Origin of the sequence: Pseudoalteromonas galatheae, assembly GCF_005886105.2 — a bacterium.
Taxonomy (GTDB): domain Bacteria; phylum Pseudomonadota; class Gammaproteobacteria; order Enterobacterales; family Alteromonadaceae; genus Pseudoalteromonas; species Pseudoalteromonas galatheae.
Genome location: NZ_PNCO02000001.1, coordinates 3,497,431 through 3,513,525 on the forward strand (window position 1 = coordinate 3,497,431; position 16,095 = coordinate 3,513,525).

A 16,095-nucleotide genomic window follows, 5' to 3' on the forward strand; every position below is an offset into this window, starting at 1 on the left:
ACCTATCAAGTACACTAACAACCACAGTTGCAGAGTAATGATGGAACCCTCATGAAAGAGTCACAAGACAATACTACCCACTTTGGATATAAAACGGTCGAAACAGACAAAAAAGCCTCTATGGTTGCAGACGTATTTCATTCTGTAGCAACAAAGTACGACATTATGAATGACCTGATGTCATTCGGTATCCATCGTTTGTGGAAACGCCAAACCATCGCCTGCTCTGGTGTACGTGCCGGCCATAAAGTGCTTGATCTTGCCGGTGGTACAGGTGATTTAACTGCGAAATTTAGTGAGTTAGTTGGTGGTAAAGGACAAGTCGTTTTAGGCGATATTAACAACTCAATGCTGAAAGTTGGGCGCGAAAAGTTACGTGATTTAGGGCTTGTTAGCAATATCGAGTACGTTCAAATGAATGCTGAAATGCTACCATTTGACGATAATACTTTTGATGTCATCACAATTGCTTTCGGTCTACGTAACGTCACCGATCAAAGTAAAGCACTTCGCTCGATGTACCGAGTGCTTAAACCTGGTGGACGCCTACTGGTCCTTGAATTTTCCAAAACCGACAACGAAGCTCTAGCAAAGCTGTATGATATGTACTCCTTTACACTACTTCCTGCGATGGGTAAGTTGGTAGCGAATGACAGCGAATCTTATCGCTACCTCGCAGAATCTATTCGCATGCACCCAGATCAAGAAACATTAAAATCCATGATGGATGAAGCCGGTTTTGAACAGACTGACTATCAAAATATGACCGGAGGTATTGTTGCCCTTCATCGTGGTTTTAAATTCTAGGAGTTGCTGTGTTAACTTCATTGCTTGGCGCCGTGCTTGAAACGGCTTTAAACAAAGGTCTAAAACTCTCACCTGAGCTAAAGCGTGCACTAAGTAAAGGTCAACATAAAGTACTAAGTGTTGAGGTTAGGGATCTGCATACTTGTTTAGCAATAACCTATACCGGCATAAACATTCACGTTTTGTGCCCCTTTGATGGTGAAGCCGACTGTTCAATTAGTGCCGATTTTTCTACCTTGCTTGAACTCAAAGACCCGAGTCAACTCACTGCGCTTATCCGTCAAGATAAGCTCGACCTTGAAGGCGATTTATCACTAGCACAACTATATAGCAACGCCCTAGCAGCACTTGATATTGACTGGGCGGAGCACCTAGCCAAATATCTGGGTGACGGACCAGCACAAGTTGTTATAGATACCTTACAGAATTTAGCACGCCGCGCGAAGCAAGATGGGCAAGTAGCCAAAACGACACTAACAGAACTATGTCAAGATGAATTGAAGGTTGCACCCCACCCGCTTGAGTTTCAGCAGTTTAAGCAACAAGTGAGAGCGCTAAATAATCAAGCCGAAAGCTTAAATCAGCGCCTCAATGCATTACTTCAGCAGAACAAAGGAAACTAGGTTGTCTCTACTTCGCCTGCATCAAATCACTAAAACATTTTTAACCTATGGTTTAGACGAAATCGTTCCTGCGCATAAGCAACCTTGGTACGGTAAACTTGCCCGCGCTAGCTTGTTTTGGCTACGTAATAAACATAAAGACAAACCTATAGGCACACGCTTGCGTCTAGCGTTGCAAACGTTGGGCCCCGTATGGATCAAGTTTGGTCAGATGCTTTCGACCCGTCGAGATTTGTTACCATTAGAGATTGCTGAAGAACTCGCTTTTTTGCAGGACCAAGTTCAACCATTTGACCCCGCAATGGCACAAAAGCTCATTGAGCAAGCGTTAGAAATAGACAACATTCACGAATACTTTGCTGAATTTGAATCAAAGCCATTGGCTTCAGCCTCAATAGCGCAAGTGCATGCCGCCAAGCTGCAACACAAAGATGAGTTGAAAGATGTCGTGATCAAAGTTATTCGTCCCGATATCGAAAAACAAATCCAAGCAGACCTCTCTTTAATGGAGCGCTTCGCTAGAATTGTTGTCAACTTACTTAGCGAAGGAAAGCGTTTACGGCCAGTTGAAGTCGTAAGGGAATACAAAAAAACACTACTCGACGAGTTAGATTTGATGCGAGAAGGTGCTAACGCAATTCAACTCAGACGCAATTTTGAAGACTCTGATTCACTATATATCCCTGAAGTATATAGTGATTATTCACGTAAAAACGTATTGGTGATGGAGCGCATCTACGGTATCCCAGTCTCAGACACCGAAGCCTTATTAGCGCAAGGCACCAATATGAAGCTATTGGCTGAGCGTGGGGTAGAGGTGTTCTTTACACAAGTGTTCCGTGACAGCTTTTTCCATGCAGACATGCACCCTGGCAATATTTTTGTCTCTCGCGAAAACCCTCATAATCCTAAGTATATCGGCATAGATTGCGGCATTGTCGGGACCTTAAATCGTGAAGATAAACGTTATTTAGCAGAAAACTTTATCGCCTTCTTTAATCGTGACTATCGCCAAGTTGCGCAGCTTCATGTGGATTCTGGCTGGGTTCCGGCGGATACCTGTGTAGAGGAATTTGAGTTTGCCATTCGTACCGTATGCGAACCCATTTTTAACAAACCGCTCGCTGAAATTTCGTTTGGTCATGTGCTGGTAAATTTGTTTAACACAGCAAGGCGCTTCAACATGGAAGTGCAGCCACAATTGGTATTATTGCAAAAAACTCTGTTATATGTAGAAGGCTTAGGACGTCAGCTTTACCCGCAACTAGATCTGTGGAAAACAGCTAAGCCCTTTTTAGAACATTGGGTGCAAGAACAAGTAGGTCCGCTCGCAGTGGCAAAAAAGCTATATGCAAATCTACCATTTTGGGCCGAGAAAATGCCAGAACTGCCGGATTTGATTTACCAAAATCTCAAGCGCCGTCCCCCTTCAGCTGTCACACAAAAAGCAGATACTGCTACCAAGCCTTTGTTGTTGGGTTTAGCGGCGAGTAGTTTTGCAATAATCTCGGGATTGAGCTTTATTTTTGACAAGCCTGTCGCAAGTAGCCTACTTGCAATTATTGCCGTGCTAGTATTTATTAGCGCATGGCGTAAAACAGGGTGATTTTTTGCTCGCTAGGCGTATAATCATTATTCATAAGCAGTAAGTATCAATGGAGTTATTATGGGATTCGGTGGGATCAGTATTTGGCAATTACTTATTATTTTAGCCATCATTGTTTTGTTATTTGGAACTAAAAAACTACGTGGTATTGGTAGTGATTTAGGTGGTGCAGTTAAAGGCTTTAAAAAGGCAGTATCGGATGAACAATCAGAGGCCGGAACTGAACCTGAAAAGCTTAAGAATACAACGACTGAGCAAGCTCAACCTGTATCAGAGAAAGAAAAAGATAAGGTGTAATTCAACATGGGTATGTGGGAGTTAGTGGTCGTTCTTATCGTAGGCCTAATTGTACTTGGCCCAGAGCGTCTTCCCGTTGCAATCCGCACCGTAGCTAGATGGGTAAAAACGGTAAAATCTGTTGCTAATTCAGTCAAAGCTGAAGTCAGTGAAGAGTTACGCGTTCATGAGCTACATAATAACTTAAAGAAAGCGGAACAACAGGGAATGCAAGATTTGGCCCCAGATCTCAAGCAATCCGTTCAAGAATTACAAGATGCGGCTGAATCAGTTAGACATTCTTATAAATCAACCGACAATAATAAAAACAAAGACTAATCAATCTACCAGTTAGATAATTAGAGTAAGGTCGGCTTTGGGTATTTAACGCCCAAGCAGCGCCTTTTTATCTTTTCCAACTGGCACTATATTCGTACGAGTCAAGTTACATGACAGAATCAGCCCAGAGTGGATTTATTGCTCACCTTGTTGAGTTAAGAAACCGCTTAATGAGAGCGTTAATGAGCGTTTTCGTTATCTTTGTTGCTTTGGTGTACTTCGCCAATGATATCTATGCCTTTGTTGCAGCTCCCCTTGTTGAGAGCCTGCCTAGCAACACAAACATGATTGCTACAGATGTCACAGCCCCTTTTTTCGCCCCTTTTAAGTTAACACTTTTTGTGTCGTTATTTGCCGCTGTGCCATTTATTTTGCACCAAGTGTGGGGATTTATCGCACCTGGTTTATATAAACACGAAAAGCGTATGCTTATCCCAGTATTACTATCAAGTGTACTGCTATTTTATGGCGGGATTGCATTTTGCTATTTTGTTGTGATGCCGATTATTTTGGGGTTCTTTACCAGCGTTGGGCCCGAAATGATGACTCTTTCGCCAGATATAAGCAGCTATCTTGGCTTTATCTTGAAGCTATTTTTTGCTTTCGGTATCGCCTTTGAAATTCCCGTCGCCATTATGCTTATATGCTGGAGTGGCATGACAACCCCCGCGAGCTTAAAAGAGAAGCGACCTTATGTTGTCGTTGGCGCTTTTGTCATCGCGATGTTTTTAACACCACCCGATGTTTTATCTCAAACTCTATTAGCGCTCCCTATGCTACTCTTGTTTGAGTTAGGGCTCATTCTAGCCAAGTTTTATAGCGCTAAACCACAACAACAGGAGTCAGAAGAATGAAAAAAACCATGATACTGTTCGCACTAGGATTTTCTTCTTTATGCGCCGCAGAGCCGATAAATACGCAGGCGTTACAAGCTTGTACGCTGATCGAAAATGATTTTAAGCGTCTTATGTGCTACGACAATGTGATTGCCAACAAACCTATCACCGCAAAACATGCAACAAAAAATATGACGCCTAACGACGAGCAAAGTGGTGCTGTAGCACCGGTGGCAAGCGTTACTCCAGAACTAAAAGAAGAGGGGTTTGGCCTTGAGCGTCGTGTGAAAGTCGCAAGCGAAGAAATTGAAGCGATCACCGCAGATGTAATTAAAATTACCAAAACACGCAGAGGTAAAAAGGTCTTTACGTTAGACAATGGTCAAGAATGGACTCAAGTATCAAAGGAAACCTTCTTTGCAGATGAAGGAGATACGCTCATTATTCAGCGTGCCTCTTTTGGCTCATTTTTGATGAAAAAAAAGGGCTCAAATCGCACTACACGAGTAAAACGAGTTAATTGATGAGCGCGATGATCGATGCTGGTGTTAACCTCACCAGCTCGCAATTCGCATCCGATTTGGACGATGTGATTTCTAGATCCAAAGAGGCTGGTATAGAGTCTATGCTTGCTATCGGTTGTGACTTAACGAGCAGCGAGCAGAGTATTGCGCTTGCTGAACAACATCACCTTTACTGCACAGCAGGCGTTCACCCACATGATGCCAAAAGCGCTCCAGATACCCTGTACCATGATCTCCTCACTCTTTTAAAAAGTAGCAACAGGGCGGTGGCCGTTGGTGAATGTGGTTTAGACTTTAACCGTGATTTTTCACCAAGACCGATTCAGCAGAGCGTGTGCTTAACGCAACTGCAGCTAGCAGAAACTATTGACTACCCAGTCTATTTACACGAAAGAGACGCGCATGACGCGCTAGTTGGACTGCTAAAAGAAGTTGAGGTTCGAGGTGTACTACACTGCTTTACTGGTGACCGTAATGCGTTGCGTCGTTACTTGGACTATGGGTTAATGATCGGCATAACTGGTTGGGTATGTGATGAACGTAGAGGTCAAGCATTGCAAGCGCTCATTCAATATATCCCGCTAGATCGTTTGCTATTAGAGACCGATGCCCCTTATTTATTGCCACGAACAATTAAACCTAAGCCAAAATCTCGCCGCAATGAACCAATGTACTTATCCCACGTGGCTGAACAAATTGCTCAACTAAAGCAGTGTCCAGTTACCGATGTGATCAGCGCAACCTCTGCCAATTTTACGCAATTGTTTTTGAGGTAAGTCCGTATGCGTATTCTGCTATCTCTGTGCTTGTTTTTATTTAACGCTTCGATCTTCGCCAGTGTGACTGTATCTGACCCTTTTAAGGCAGAACATCAAGTAAAGTTAAGTTACACACTCAGTAAATACGCATCACTTAACGAGTTATTGGCAGCGCCTGTCGAATGGCATAACAGTATTCAAGTACCAACTGGTCTTCGGCCTGTAGGTCAGTACCTGTGGCTGAAAATAGCATTAAACAACACCAACAGCTCGCTAACTCCGATACTAGTCAGCATAAACAACAACCTTATCGATTCGGTTACTGCTTATCATGTCAGGCCTAACCATCCTATATTTACTTTGGACATTGGTGATACATTGCCACTGATTAAGCGTCCACTTAAGTATGAATCGCTTGTTATTCCATTAGAACTACAACCTCTAACGCAAAGCCATTTATATTTACAAATTAGCGACGATGGCGCGATAACTGCTCCTCTTGCAGTCTGGGAGCCCAATGAGTACCTGCAGTTTAAAAGTAAATTTAACCTTATTTTTGGTATCTTGGCTGGCTTTGTATTGGCGTTAGCTTTAACCAATGCCACGCTGTATTACGTCACGAAAAAAAACTATTTTCTATGTGCGACTCTGCTGATTGCAATTATATGGCTATTCAACGCTCATATTTATGGCTTTGGCTATCGTTATTTTTATTCTTCTTGGCAATGGTTTCAGCAGTATGGTCAAGGCATAATGACCCTGTTACTCAGTGCACTACTGCTACCCACTCTAAGTTACTGTTCAGGTAAGACACTTCTGTCACACCCACAACTTACAGGTAAAAGAGTTACTTTGATCACGCTGGGCTTGTTCATCATCATTGCCTTATTACCGGTTTTTGAATCACTTCTGCTCGCCCTCAGTATCAGCTTTATCATTGCAATATTACTTATGTATACACTGGCACGCATTCACCACAATAGCCGGAACACCTTGATTGCTATCGCACTGTGCCACTTTATCGTGATCAGCTACCCATTTACTGTTGAGGTGGGAGTTCAGTCAGGTAGCTTTTTGAATCACTTAGGCTACTTTGGCATTTTCGTCATAGAAGCAACGCTACTCAGCTATCTATTAATACGGCTTTATATCTCCCAACGAGATGAAAAACTGGCTAAGCAACAGCAACGCCTAGCGCATACTCAAGCTGAAGATGCCCTATTAAAAGAAAAACTTAAGTTACAAGAACAAGCCCAATACGACTTAGAATCTAACATTGAAGAACGCACTTTTGAGCTTCAAGTCACGTTGCGAGAACTCGAAGATAAAAATCGCGAGCTGGAACGCATGAACATGGAAGACCCTCTCACAAAAGTGAAAAACCGTCGTTACTTCGACAAGCGCTTACAAATGGAAGTACGCCGCTCAAGACGAGAACAAACGGTATTAAGCCTTGTTATCTTTGATATTGATCACTTCAAAAAAATTAATGACAAATATGGTCACTTAGCAGGTGATCAAGCGATTTGCGAGTTTGCCAACTTAATCAAATCACACTTACGTCGACCCCATGACGAAATATTCCGTTATGGCGGTGAAGAGTTTATTTTGCTACTTCCAAACACACCTGAAGAAGGTGCGCTTGAAGTCGCTGAGCGTCTAAGAGTGGCAACAGCAGCGCTCAAAATTCAATTTAGTGAACATATCATTGAGATGACGACCAGCGCAGGCATTTATAGTGCAGTGGTTAGCGATCCACACAATCCACAGCTATACACAGATAATGCGGATAAAGCCTTGTATCAAGCAAAACAGCAAGGCCGTAATCGCATTGTCACTTTCAACCCCAATCAGGAGAATTAACGTGGCTCAATCAGGACTTGATCTTTTCCCCCTAACTCGCATGCGCAGAATGCGCCGCGATGACTTTTCAAGACGTCTAATGAGCGAAAGTACGCTAACGGTTAACGATTTAATCTATCCAGTGTTTGTATTGGATGGTGAGTCTAAGCGTGAAGCTATCCCATCTATGCCAAGTATTGAACGCCTGTCTATTGACTTATTAGTTGAAGAAGCCAAACAGCTTGTAGAGCTGGGTGTTCCAGCAATTGCGCTGTTCCCTGTGACACCTGCAGAGCACAAATCGCTACTTGCTGAAGAAGCCTATAATCCAGAAGGCATAGTACAAAGAGCGGTACGCGCTATAAAGGCTGCATGTCCTGAGCTCGGTGTGATCACCGATGTTGCATTAGACCCATTCACAGTCCATGGACAAGACGGAATCTTAGATGAAGACGGGTATGTAATGAATGAGGAAACAGTAGAAGTATTGGTCAAGCAAGCGCTTTCTCATGCTGAAGCCGGAGCTGATGTTGTCGCACCATCGGATATGATGGATGGTCGTATTGGTGCAGTACGCGAAGCACTTGAAGAATGCGGTTTTATTCATACTCGTATTATGGCCTACTCTGCTAAGTATGCATCAAGTTACTATGGACCTTTCCGTGACGCGATTGGCTCTGCGGGCAACCTTAAAGGAGCTGACAAGAAAACCTACCAGATGGATCCTGCTAATTCTGACGAAGCACTACGTGAAGTCGCCTTGGACTTACAAGAAGGTGCAGATATGGTCATGGTAAAACCGGGTATGCCATATCTAGATGTCGTCAGACGTGTTAAAGATGAGTTTGGGGTACCAACATTTGCTTACCAAGTCAGTGGTGAATATGCGATGCATAAAGCTGCGATTGATAATGGTTGGTTGGCCGAGAAGCCTGTGGTATTGGAATCTTTACTCGCATTTAAGCGTGCTGGCGCAGATGGTATTTTGACCTACTTTGCAAAGCAAGCCGCTATTTGGCTAAACGAGAAGTAAGCACCATCATTTTGAGCAGGTGAGATTCTCACCTGCATTTCTAGCAACTTATCTTATCAAGCTTTTTGCTTTTACAAGCTCATCAGCATTCATTTTCCAACTAAAGAAACGAATGACTCGGCCATCATCGAGCTGTACTTCAGGAATACTTAAAATACTCCAAGAGCGTAACCTAATTGCTTGAATGTGCTCTGCATGGAGATAGCGCGCTTTATCAAAAAAGTTATAGCTCACCCCAGCTTTGTCGATATGTAAAAAACGTTTTCCGGTTAATGATAACCCCAATGTAGCTAGGATCAATAGCAAAGGGATTAATGTAATTAATTGCAATAATAGAGAGGGAATATCTAGGATCGAAAGCAGTGTGTTGCTAAGCCAAATCAGCGCAAGTGTAAATACATAGAAAAGCCAGTTTACTTCTAACTCTAAAGTTCTCATTGAGTATCTCCTTTATTTACTCAACCACAATGAAATTCAGCCCACGACGACGCAGTAGTCCGACCCAATTTATTGAAGAAAAGCTAATGATAAAGTGCCAATGTCCCTAAAGCAAGAACTTTAGAATTAATAAAATATGAAATAAAAGTGACGACTTTTAGATACTAAATTTCAAATTTAACTTATTGAACTTTAGATACAAAAAAGGCCGCCATTGGCGACCTTTTTATGCAAAGTAAGTAATAAATTACTTAGCTGCTTTTTTCTCTTTCTCAGCTGCGATTACCGCGTCAGCAACGTTTGCTGGACATGGTGCATAGTGTGAGAACTCCATAGAGAACTGACCACGACCAGACGTGATAGTACGTAGGTGACCGATGTATCCGAACATTTCAGATAGTGGTACTTCACCCTTGATACGAACGCCCATTGCGCCAGCTTCTTGGTCTTTGATCATACCGCGACGACGGTTAAGGTCACCAATTACGTCACCTACGTTGTCTTCTGGCGTGAACACGTCAACTTTCATGATTGGCTCAAGAAGTTGTGCACCCGCTTTAGGGATAGACTGACGGAATGCGCCTTTAGCAGCGATTTCGAACGCGATTGCTGATGAGTCAACTGCGTGGAAGCCACCGTCGAATAGTTCTACTTCAACGTCTAGTACTGGGAAGCCTGCAAGCACACCCTCTTCCATCATTGACTTGAAGCCTTTCTCAACTGCTGGCCAGAATTCCTTAGGAACGTTACCACCAACAACTGTAGACTTGAACGTAAAGCCAGAACCAACTTCACCAGGCTTGATACGGTAGTCAATCTTACCGAACTGACCAGAACCACCAGACTGTTTCTTATGCGTGTAGCTATCTTCAACTTCTTGTGTGATAGTTTCACGGTAAGCAACCTGAGGCTGACCAACGATTAGGTCTACACCGTATGTACGCTTAAGGATATCTACCTTAATGTCTAGGTGAAGCTCACCCATACCTTTAAGGATAGTTTCACCTGAATCTTCATCAGTCTCAACTTGGAATGAAGGATCTTCTGCAACCATCTTACCGATCGCGATACCCATCTTCTCGTTACCACCTTTATCTTTAGGTGCAACAGCGATTGAGATTACTGGATCAGGGAAGATCATCGCTTCAAGTGTACACTCGTGCTTAGGATCACATAGCGTGTGACCTGTTTGAACGTTCTTCATACCAACAACTGCGATGATGTCACCCGCTTGTGCTTCAGTAAGTTCAGTACGCTCGTCCGCTTGCATCTCAACCATACGGCCGATACGCTCTGTTTTACCAGTTGCAGAGTTAAGGATAGTGTCACCTTTTTTCATGCGACCAGCGTAGATACGGATGAACGTAAGCGCACCGAAACGATCGTCCATGATTTTGAACGCAAGCGCTTTAAGTGGCGCATCAGCGTCAACAGTTGCTACTTCACCAGTAGGCTCACCTGTTTCAGGATCTGTTAGTGGCTGAGGCTCAACTTCTGTAGGAGAAGGTAGGTAATCTACAACAGCGTCTAGTACAAGTTGCATACCTTTGTTTTTGAACGCTGAACCACAGTAAGTTGGGAAGAACGCAAGATCACGAGTACCTTTACGGATACACGCTTTGATTTGTTCGATAGAAGGTACTTCACCTTCCATATATGCTTCCATTAGGTCGTCGTCTTGCTCAACAGCAGACTCAACTAGCATTTCATGGTATTCTTCAACTTTGTCTACCATGTCTGCAGGAACGTCTTGTACTTCGTAGTTTTCAGGAAGACCTGTGTCATCCCAAACGTATGCTTTCTTCTCAAGTACGTCTACAACACCACAGAATTGGTCTTCGATACCAATTGGAAGCGTCATCACTAGTGGGTTAGCACCAAGTACTTTCTCAACTTGATCAACTACGCGGTAGAAGTCTGCACCCATACGGTCTAGTTTGTTTACGAAGATACAACGAGCAACTTCTGATTCGTTCGCATAACGCCAGTTAGTTTCTGATTGTGGTTCAACACCACCAGAACCACAGAATACACCGATACCACCATCAAGTACTTTTAGTGAACGGTATACTTCTACTGTGAAGTCAACGTGTCCAGGAGTATCGATAACGTTTAAACGGTGGCCTTTCCACTCACAAGTTACCGCTGCTGATTGGATAGTAATACCACGCTCAGCTTCCTGCTCCATGAAGTCAGTTGTTGACTCACCGTCGTGAACTTCACCAGTTTTGTGGATTTTACCAGTAAGCTTTAGAATACGCTCAGTGGTGGTAGTTTTACCCGCATCAACGTGCGCGAAAATACCAATGTTTCTGTATTTCGATAAATCTGCCATTGTTTTACTCTATTTAAAGTAGAAAAATTATTCGGCGGGAGTATATCACCTCTTGTAGCGAACATCATCCTTGAAGTCGTCTAAAATGCAATCAATTCACGAAAAAGTTTCTAATGCGAAACTTTGCCACCCTTTTTTACCGTACCGCTTACTGCTAGGCCGCTATATTTAATAATATTCTTGCTGTTTGATGTCAATTTCAGCACGGTTTGTGAAGGTTTCTGTTAAAAGACCTGCTTCCCAAACAAGTTGGCATGATGGACTTGGAATGCATCATCTAGCAAAGAAAAATGCGCAATCTTACCTTGTTCAATACTGCCAAGTTCATTGTCCATATTTAAATAAGTTGCAGGTACGAGACTTGCCATATTGATGGCCTCAACAAGTGGAATGTCAGCTAATTTCGCTAAGTTCTGCACTGCTTTCTCAAGTGTCAGTGTACTGCCAGCCAAACTGCCGCTGTGGGTTTTCGCCACGCCATCCTTAACCACCACTGGCATCTCGCCCAATTGATATTCACCATCTTTCAGGCCACCCGCATTAATACAATCACTGATCAAAGCTACCTTATGTTGACCTTTTAGGCGGTAGATCAACTGTAAAATCGCGGGGTGTAAATGGATACCATCGGCAATCACTTCAACCAAGGCTTGGCTATTAAGTAACAACGCACCAGCACAGCCCGGTTCACGGTGATGGATGCCACGCATGCCGTTAAATACGTGGACTCCACCGCAGGCACCATGTGCCAAAGCGGCATTGGTTTGCGCAAAATCCGCATCACAATGACCTAGCATCACCCGTACCCCATGTTTACTTAGGTACTGTGTCATTGCAACACCATTGGCCTTTTCAGGCGCGAGTGCCACCGCTTTAAGCGCACCATCAGCCGCGCTAATCATTTCATCAATCAGGGCCTCGTCTAACGGCTTAAAGAAAGCTTCGTTATGGGCACCTTTGTGTTTTTCGCTGAAAAACAACCCCTCACTATACCCACCAAGCACCTGAGCCCCCGGCATCTTTAGCTTATATGCAGCTCCAATAACTTTCATCGCTGCAATGGTTTGTGGCCACGTAGTCGTCACCGTGGTAGCCAAAAAGCCAGTGACGCCATGTTTGAGCAACGAGGTGCTAATGGTTTCTATACTGGAGAGTTTGCCATCAATAACATCGCACCCCTCTCGGCCATGAATATGCAAATCAATTAACCCAGGCCACATGTCGAGCTTGGGATAAGACTCGGTATTATCAGGCGCTTCCGCCGCAGGAATAATCGTGTGAAAGCGCTCATCTTTTATTACCGCAACGTGATCTTCAAGAACACGAGTTGGGGTGTAGATACGACGGGGCCGAATATAACGAAGCTGTTCAAGCATGCACTTTGCTCCCAAGTAATGCCGCACCCAATGCACCACTTGCATCACCATGCTTGGCTCTAACAATATCTGGCACTGACACTGCGGAAAATACGTGAGGTTCAATGGCTTTTGGGAGTGCTTCTACAAGTTCATCGATAAGCGACATGCCACCACCAAGCACGATAACTTCTGGGTCATATGCTTTGATTAAATTTGCAAACGCCGAGCCCAACAGATCCATATAACAAGTAAAAGCATGGCGAGCTTCACTTTCTCCAGCCCGCATCGCTGTGATAACTTGTTCTGAGGTAAGTGTTCGCGTAGTGAAATGTTGATACAAACCGGCCAGCCCTGGCCCTGCGACATAGCGCTCTAAACACCCTTGCAGTCCACAGCCACACGCTAAAATAGGCAGGTTATACTTTTGTTGTAATACCGCAGAAAGTGGGTGATGACCATATTCGCCGGCGATCCCTTGGGCACTTTTATACAGTGCACCATCAATACAAAACCCGCCTCCGGCACCAGTGCCTATTATTGCCCCGAAGACCTTTTGGTATTGCTTACCAGCCCCAAGACTGGCCTCAGATAACGCAAAGCAACGGCAGTCATTTTCGACCGCAATGGGCCGTTCAAGTTGTGCAACGAGATCAGCCTTAACTTCTTTGCCATTGGCGCAAGGGACATTTGCAGATAGCACGCGCTGCTGCGCATTTACTATCCCAGGCATCCCAATACCCACCTGTCCTTTACAACCATATTTAGCGTCGGCTTGCTGCACCAAGGTTACGATTTGCGTCAAAAACGCCTCATAACTGTGCTTTGGTGTCGCCACACGCCAAGATTCTATACGTTGCAGTTTTTCATCGAACACCGCAATTTCAATTTTGCTCCCGCCAACATCCACCCCATAAATCATACTTCGCTCCCAAATGGATGAATGACTACGCCCTGCACAACTCTATTCACTTCCCCCGACGGGCAAGGATTGTCCGGTGAAATGCCGAGGTTCAGCGCTTTATAGAAACTTAACTGCTGTGCAAACAACATATACAGTAATCCTTGCCACACGTCTTCTAGTGGTAACACTTTAGGGCAAAGTGAATGTACCGTCATGGCTGCTCCATCACGCTGCAGCTCAGCAACTAAGTCCTGATCGTATAAATTGGTATAACCATCGCTTGAGATAAAACATACCACGACAGTTTTGCTATTGATAAGTGATTTTGGACCATGACGGAACCCAAGCGGTGACTCGCTCACGCTCATTACTTGGCCTGCCGATAGCTCAAGCATTTTTAACGCAGCTTCCTTTGCAAATCCCAACAAACAGCCAGAGCCTAGATACACCAAACGCTCAAATGGTTGTTGTGCAAATGCACGGATATTTTGTTGCTCTGTTGCAGCTAACATGCTTTGCGCTGCATTGATCAACTTATCCACGGAGCCATCATCCGCAGCAAAAAGTTGTAGCGCTGCAACCATCATTGACGAATAGCTACTCGTCATTGCAAAACTTTGGTCAAGCGTAGGTTCCGGTAACAATATACTTGTTGCATTGTTTGCCTGCTGCGCTGCTTGATGCAACTTTCCATCACGGTTGCAAGTGATAAAAAGGTGCTGACTGTTACTAACCAGCTGTGTTACCAACTCTACGGCCGCAACACTTTCAGGACTATTACCAGAGCGAGCAAAGGATACCAATAAACACGGCTTATCCGTCGCTAGATATTGCCTTGGTGCAGCAACTAAGTCAGTTGTGCTCACAGCCCGCACACTTTGGCGCATGTGTGTATTAAGATGAGTGGCGATAGCGTCACCGATATAAGCGGATGTACCCGCCCCTGTCAAAATAACCTGAGTATCAGGGTCATCTAGAAAAGGAGCTAACTCCACCAAAAGCCTAGGCTTTATGCTCGCGACTAATTGGGCGGTCTCTTGCCACATCTGTGGCTGCTGGGTGATCTCTTTTGCGGTCCAATAGGCATTTCGTGTTTTTAGTTGCGCAACTTCGTGTCCTAGCAAAGTGTTCATGACGCTTTCTCCATGGCAAAACACGCGTTTGAATAGCGAGCTACAACACGTTGAATTTTGGCAATCACCAACGCTTTGGCATCCCTTTCTATTTCACCACGGCGTACTTGTTGATATAGCTCTGGAAAATATTGGCTGATAAGCGGCAATGATAAAGTCTGCTGCGCTAGGTTTTCGAGCATGGTTGCTAACGCCTTTTGCACCGCGTCTTGATGCCAGTAATAACGGATACGGTCGCTAAAGCTAAATTGGCGCAAGAACCGGAGTTGCTGTGGTTTGCCGTGATAAAAACGCTGCCAACTCGTAGGCTCTGCCAACATGACCTCATCCACCACCTCAATAAATTGGCTATGCATGGGTAGTAATTGCTTTTCAATATGGTGAAGCGCAAATAACCCTTCGCGTAGCGCAAAGGTCAATTCAGGCCCGACTTTCAAAATGGCAAAGTGGTCAGCAACCAACGACTGATAAGCACCTGCAGTTTGATAATCTGTCGAATGCGCTTCGAAAGCGATACGGTCAACGGTACGAATAAAATCTTTTAAGGCACTCGCTTCGTTCGATTTGTAATCAAACACTTGGGTGTTATCAAACTCAACACCCGGCTGCACCACCATTGCAACCACGCGTTGCCAAGCATCCGCTAATCCCTTATTTGCAAAAAGTTCACGATGGCAAGCTAGGGTTTCTTGCGCAGCAACTTGGCTGGTCGGTTGCAGGCTGTCAATCTGTTCATCAGCGCCACCTGGAGGGGGAACTTCAGTACCAATCACATAAACAATATCACTACGACCAAACGTCGCAATCGCGGCTGCTTCCGCTGTTTGACACAATAAGGCAGCGCGATTAGCTACAATATCATCGCTTAACGCGTCAGGATCGTCAGCACAGGGCATGCTGGCATCTAAGTGGATCTTCTTAAAACCAGCCTTCACGTATTCAGCGACTAAGTCACACGCTTTGGCCATTGCGGCTTGGCTATTTTCACTCGTCCAACAGACAGGTCCCAAGTGATCACCACCAAAAATCAGTAACTGCTTATCAAAACCAAGCTCTTCAGCCATTTCTTCGACTTTGGCAATAAAATCCGCAGGACACATCCCGGTGTAACCGCCAAATTGGTTAACCTGATTGGCCGTGGCCTCAATTAATAGCAGCGTATTTTCCTGCTTGGCATATCTTATCGACGCTTCCAGCACCCAAGGGTGAGCTGAGCAAATGGCATAAATACCTGAGTTTTTCCCTGATTTATTGGCTTCGATTAGGGCTTGAAAACGCCGCATATG

General features: G+C 44.4%; 16 protein-coding genes. 10 read left to right on the forward strand and 6 right to left on the reverse strand.

The genetic code is table 11. The features are described from left to right. The first annotated feature begins 51 nt into the window (after positions 1–51). The 10 genes from ubiE to hemB all read left to right on the forward strand — a co-directional run bounded on the left by ubiE (position 52) and on the right by hemB (position 8,644). Complete coding sequence (gene ubiE / locus CWC29_RS15630; RefSeq protein ID WP_128725718.1) at positions 52–807, forward strand: bifunctional demethylmenaquinone methyltransferase/2-methoxy-6-polyprenyl-1,4-benzoquinol methylase UbiE; 756 nt, start codon at positions 52–54, stop codon at positions 805–807. Between the two features lie 8 nt (positions 808–815). Then, complete coding sequence (locus CWC29_RS15635) at positions 816–1,430, forward strand: ubiquinone biosynthesis accessory factor UbiJ (RefSeq protein WP_128725719.1); 615 nt, start codon at positions 816–818, stop codon at positions 1,428–1,430. A gap of 1 nt (position 1,431) precedes the next feature. After that, positions 1,432–3,036 carry a ubiquinone biosynthesis regulatory protein kinase UbiB gene (ubiB, locus tag CWC29_RS15640; RefSeq protein WP_138521465.1) on the forward strand — a complete coding sequence of 535 codons (1,605 nt, stop codon included), beginning with the start codon at positions 1,432–1,434 and terminating at the stop codon, positions 3,034–3,036. A gap of 60 nt (positions 3,037–3,096) precedes the next feature. Further along, positions 3,097–3,333, forward strand: coding sequence for a Sec-independent protein translocase subunit TatA (tatA, locus tag CWC29_RS15645; protein ID WP_128725721.1), 237 nt, complete (start codon positions 3,097–3,099; stop codon positions 3,331–3,333). 6 nt (positions 3,334–3,339) lie between these two features. Beyond that, complete coding sequence (gene tatB / locus CWC29_RS15650; RefSeq protein WP_128725722.1) at positions 3,340–3,651, forward strand: Sec-independent protein translocase protein TatB; 312 nt, start codon at positions 3,340–3,342, stop codon at positions 3,649–3,651. A 110-nt stretch (positions 3,652–3,761) separates the two neighbouring features. After that, positions 3,762–4,505: a twin-arginine translocase subunit TatC gene (gene tatC, locus CWC29_RS15655; RefSeq protein ID WP_128725723.1), complete on the forward strand. Its 744-nt coding sequence runs from the start codon at positions 3,762–3,764 to the stop codon at positions 4,503–4,505. Then, positions 4,502–5,011, forward strand: coding sequence for a hypothetical protein (locus CWC29_RS15660; RefSeq protein WP_138521463.1), 510 nt, complete (start codon positions 4,502–4,504; stop codon positions 5,009–5,011). The genes tatC and CWC29_RS15660 overlap by 4 nt, the downstream gene beginning before the upstream one ends. Continuing rightward, the gene (locus CWC29_RS15665; protein WP_128725725.1) at positions 5,011–5,787 is read left to right on the forward strand and encodes a TatD family hydrolase; all 777 of its coding nucleotides are present in this window, start codon (positions 5,011–5,013) and stop codon (positions 5,785–5,787) included. The genes CWC29_RS15660 and CWC29_RS15665 overlap by 1 nt, the downstream gene beginning before the upstream one ends. 6 nt (positions 5,788–5,793) lie before the next feature. Continuing rightward, a complete protein-coding gene (locus CWC29_RS15670) occupies positions 5,794–7,632 on the forward strand; it encodes a sensor domain-containing diguanylate cyclase (RefSeq protein ID WP_128725726.1) in 1,839 nt (612 codons plus the stop codon). 1 nt (position 7,633) lies between these two features. Further along, positions 7,634–8,644: a porphobilinogen synthase gene (gene hemB / locus CWC29_RS15675; protein ID WP_128725727.1), complete on the forward strand. Its 1,011-nt coding sequence runs from the start codon at positions 7,634–7,636 to the stop codon at positions 8,642–8,644. Between the two features lie 48 nt (positions 8,645–8,692). On the opposite strand, the gene CWC29_RS15680 is transcribed toward hemB, so the two are convergent. The 6 genes from CWC29_RS15680 to CWC29_RS15705 all read right to left on the reverse strand — a co-directional run bounded on the left by CWC29_RS15680 (position 8,693) and on the right by CWC29_RS15705 (position 16,092). Continuing rightward, positions 8,693–9,082 carry a hypothetical protein gene (locus CWC29_RS15680; protein ID WP_128725728.1) on the reverse strand — a complete coding sequence of 130 codons (390 nt, stop codon included), beginning with the start codon at positions 9,080–9,082 and terminating at the stop codon, positions 8,693–8,695. A gap of 247 nt (positions 9,083–9,329) precedes the next feature. Continuing rightward, positions 9,330–11,417, reverse strand: coding sequence for an elongation factor G (gene fusA / locus CWC29_RS15685; protein ID WP_128725729.1), 2,088 nt, complete (start codon positions 11,415–11,417; stop codon positions 9,330–9,332). A 224-nt stretch (positions 11,418–11,641) separates the two neighbouring features. Then, entirely contained in the window at positions 11,642–12,793 is a 1,152-nt protein-coding gene (nagA, locus tag CWC29_RS15690; RefSeq protein WP_128725730.1) for an N-acetylglucosamine-6-phosphate deacetylase, read from the reverse strand. Continuing rightward, a complete protein-coding gene (locus CWC29_RS15695; RefSeq protein WP_138521461.1) occupies positions 12,786–13,694 on the reverse strand; it encodes an ROK family protein in 909 nt (302 codons plus the stop codon). Before CWC29_RS15695 ends, nagA begins: the two co-directional genes overlap by 8 nt. Next, the gene (locus CWC29_RS15700) at positions 13,691–14,809 is read right to left on the reverse strand and encodes an SIS domain-containing protein (protein WP_138521459.1); all 1,119 of its coding nucleotides are present in this window, start codon (positions 14,807–14,809) and stop codon (positions 13,691–13,693) included. The genes CWC29_RS15695 and CWC29_RS15700 overlap by 4 nt, the downstream gene beginning before the upstream one ends. Beyond that, a complete protein-coding gene (locus CWC29_RS15705) occupies positions 14,806–16,092 on the reverse strand; it encodes a D-tagatose-bisphosphate aldolase, class II, non-catalytic subunit (RefSeq protein ID WP_138521457.1) in 1,287 nt (428 codons plus the stop codon). The genes CWC29_RS15700 and CWC29_RS15705 overlap by 4 nt, the downstream gene beginning before the upstream one ends. Positions 16,093–16,095 lie beyond the last annotated feature (3 nt).

What these genes read in the sequence shown, in the direction of transcription:
- CWC29_RS15660 (WP_138521463.1), top strand. Translation starts at nt 4,502, where the DNA reads ATGAAAAAAACCATGATACTGTTCGCACTAGGATTTTCTTCTTTATGC.
- tatC (WP_128725723.1), top strand. Translation starts at nt 3,762, where the DNA reads ATGACAGAATCAGCCCAGAGTGGATTTATTGCTCACCTTGTTGAGTTA.
- CWC29_RS15695 (WP_138521461.1), bottom strand. Translation starts at nt 13,694, where the DNA reads ATGATTTATGGGGTGGATGTTGGCGGGAGCAAAATTGAAATTGCGGTG.
- CWC29_RS15705 (WP_138521457.1), bottom strand. Translation starts at nt 16,092, where the DNA reads ATGCGGCGTTTTCAAGCCCTAATCGAAGCCAATAAATCAGGGAAAAAC.
- tatA (WP_128725721.1), top strand. Translation starts at nt 3,097, where the DNA reads ATGGGATTCGGTGGGATCAGTATTTGGCAATTACTTATTATTTTAGCC.
- tatB (WP_128725722.1), top strand. Translation starts at nt 3,340, where the DNA reads ATGGGTATGTGGGAGTTAGTGGTCGTTCTTATCGTAGGCCTAATTGTA.
- nagA (WP_128725730.1), bottom strand. Translation starts at nt 12,793, where the DNA reads ATGCTTGAACAGCTTCGTTATATTCGGCCCCGTCGTATCTACACCCCA.
- CWC29_RS15665 (WP_128725725.1), top strand. Translation starts at nt 5,011, where the DNA reads ATGAGCGCGATGATCGATGCTGGTGTTAACCTCACCAGCTCGCAATTC.
- ubiE (WP_128725718.1), top strand. Translation starts at nt 52, where the DNA reads ATGAAAGAGTCACAAGACAATACTACCCACTTTGGATATAAAACGGTC.
- fusA (WP_128725729.1), bottom strand. Translation starts at nt 11,417, where the DNA reads ATGGCAGATTTATCGAAATACAGAAACATTGGTATTTTCGCGCACGTT.
- CWC29_RS15700 (WP_138521459.1), bottom strand. Translation starts at nt 14,809, where the DNA reads ATGAACACTTTGCTAGGACACGAAGTTGCGCAACTAAAAACACGAAAT.
- CWC29_RS15680 (WP_128725728.1), bottom strand. Translation starts at nt 9,082, where the DNA reads ATGAGAACTTTAGAGTTAGAAGTAAACTGGCTTTTCTATGTATTTACA.
- CWC29_RS15670 (WP_128725726.1), top strand. Translation starts at nt 5,794, where the DNA reads ATGCGTATTCTGCTATCTCTGTGCTTGTTTTTATTTAACGCTTCGATC.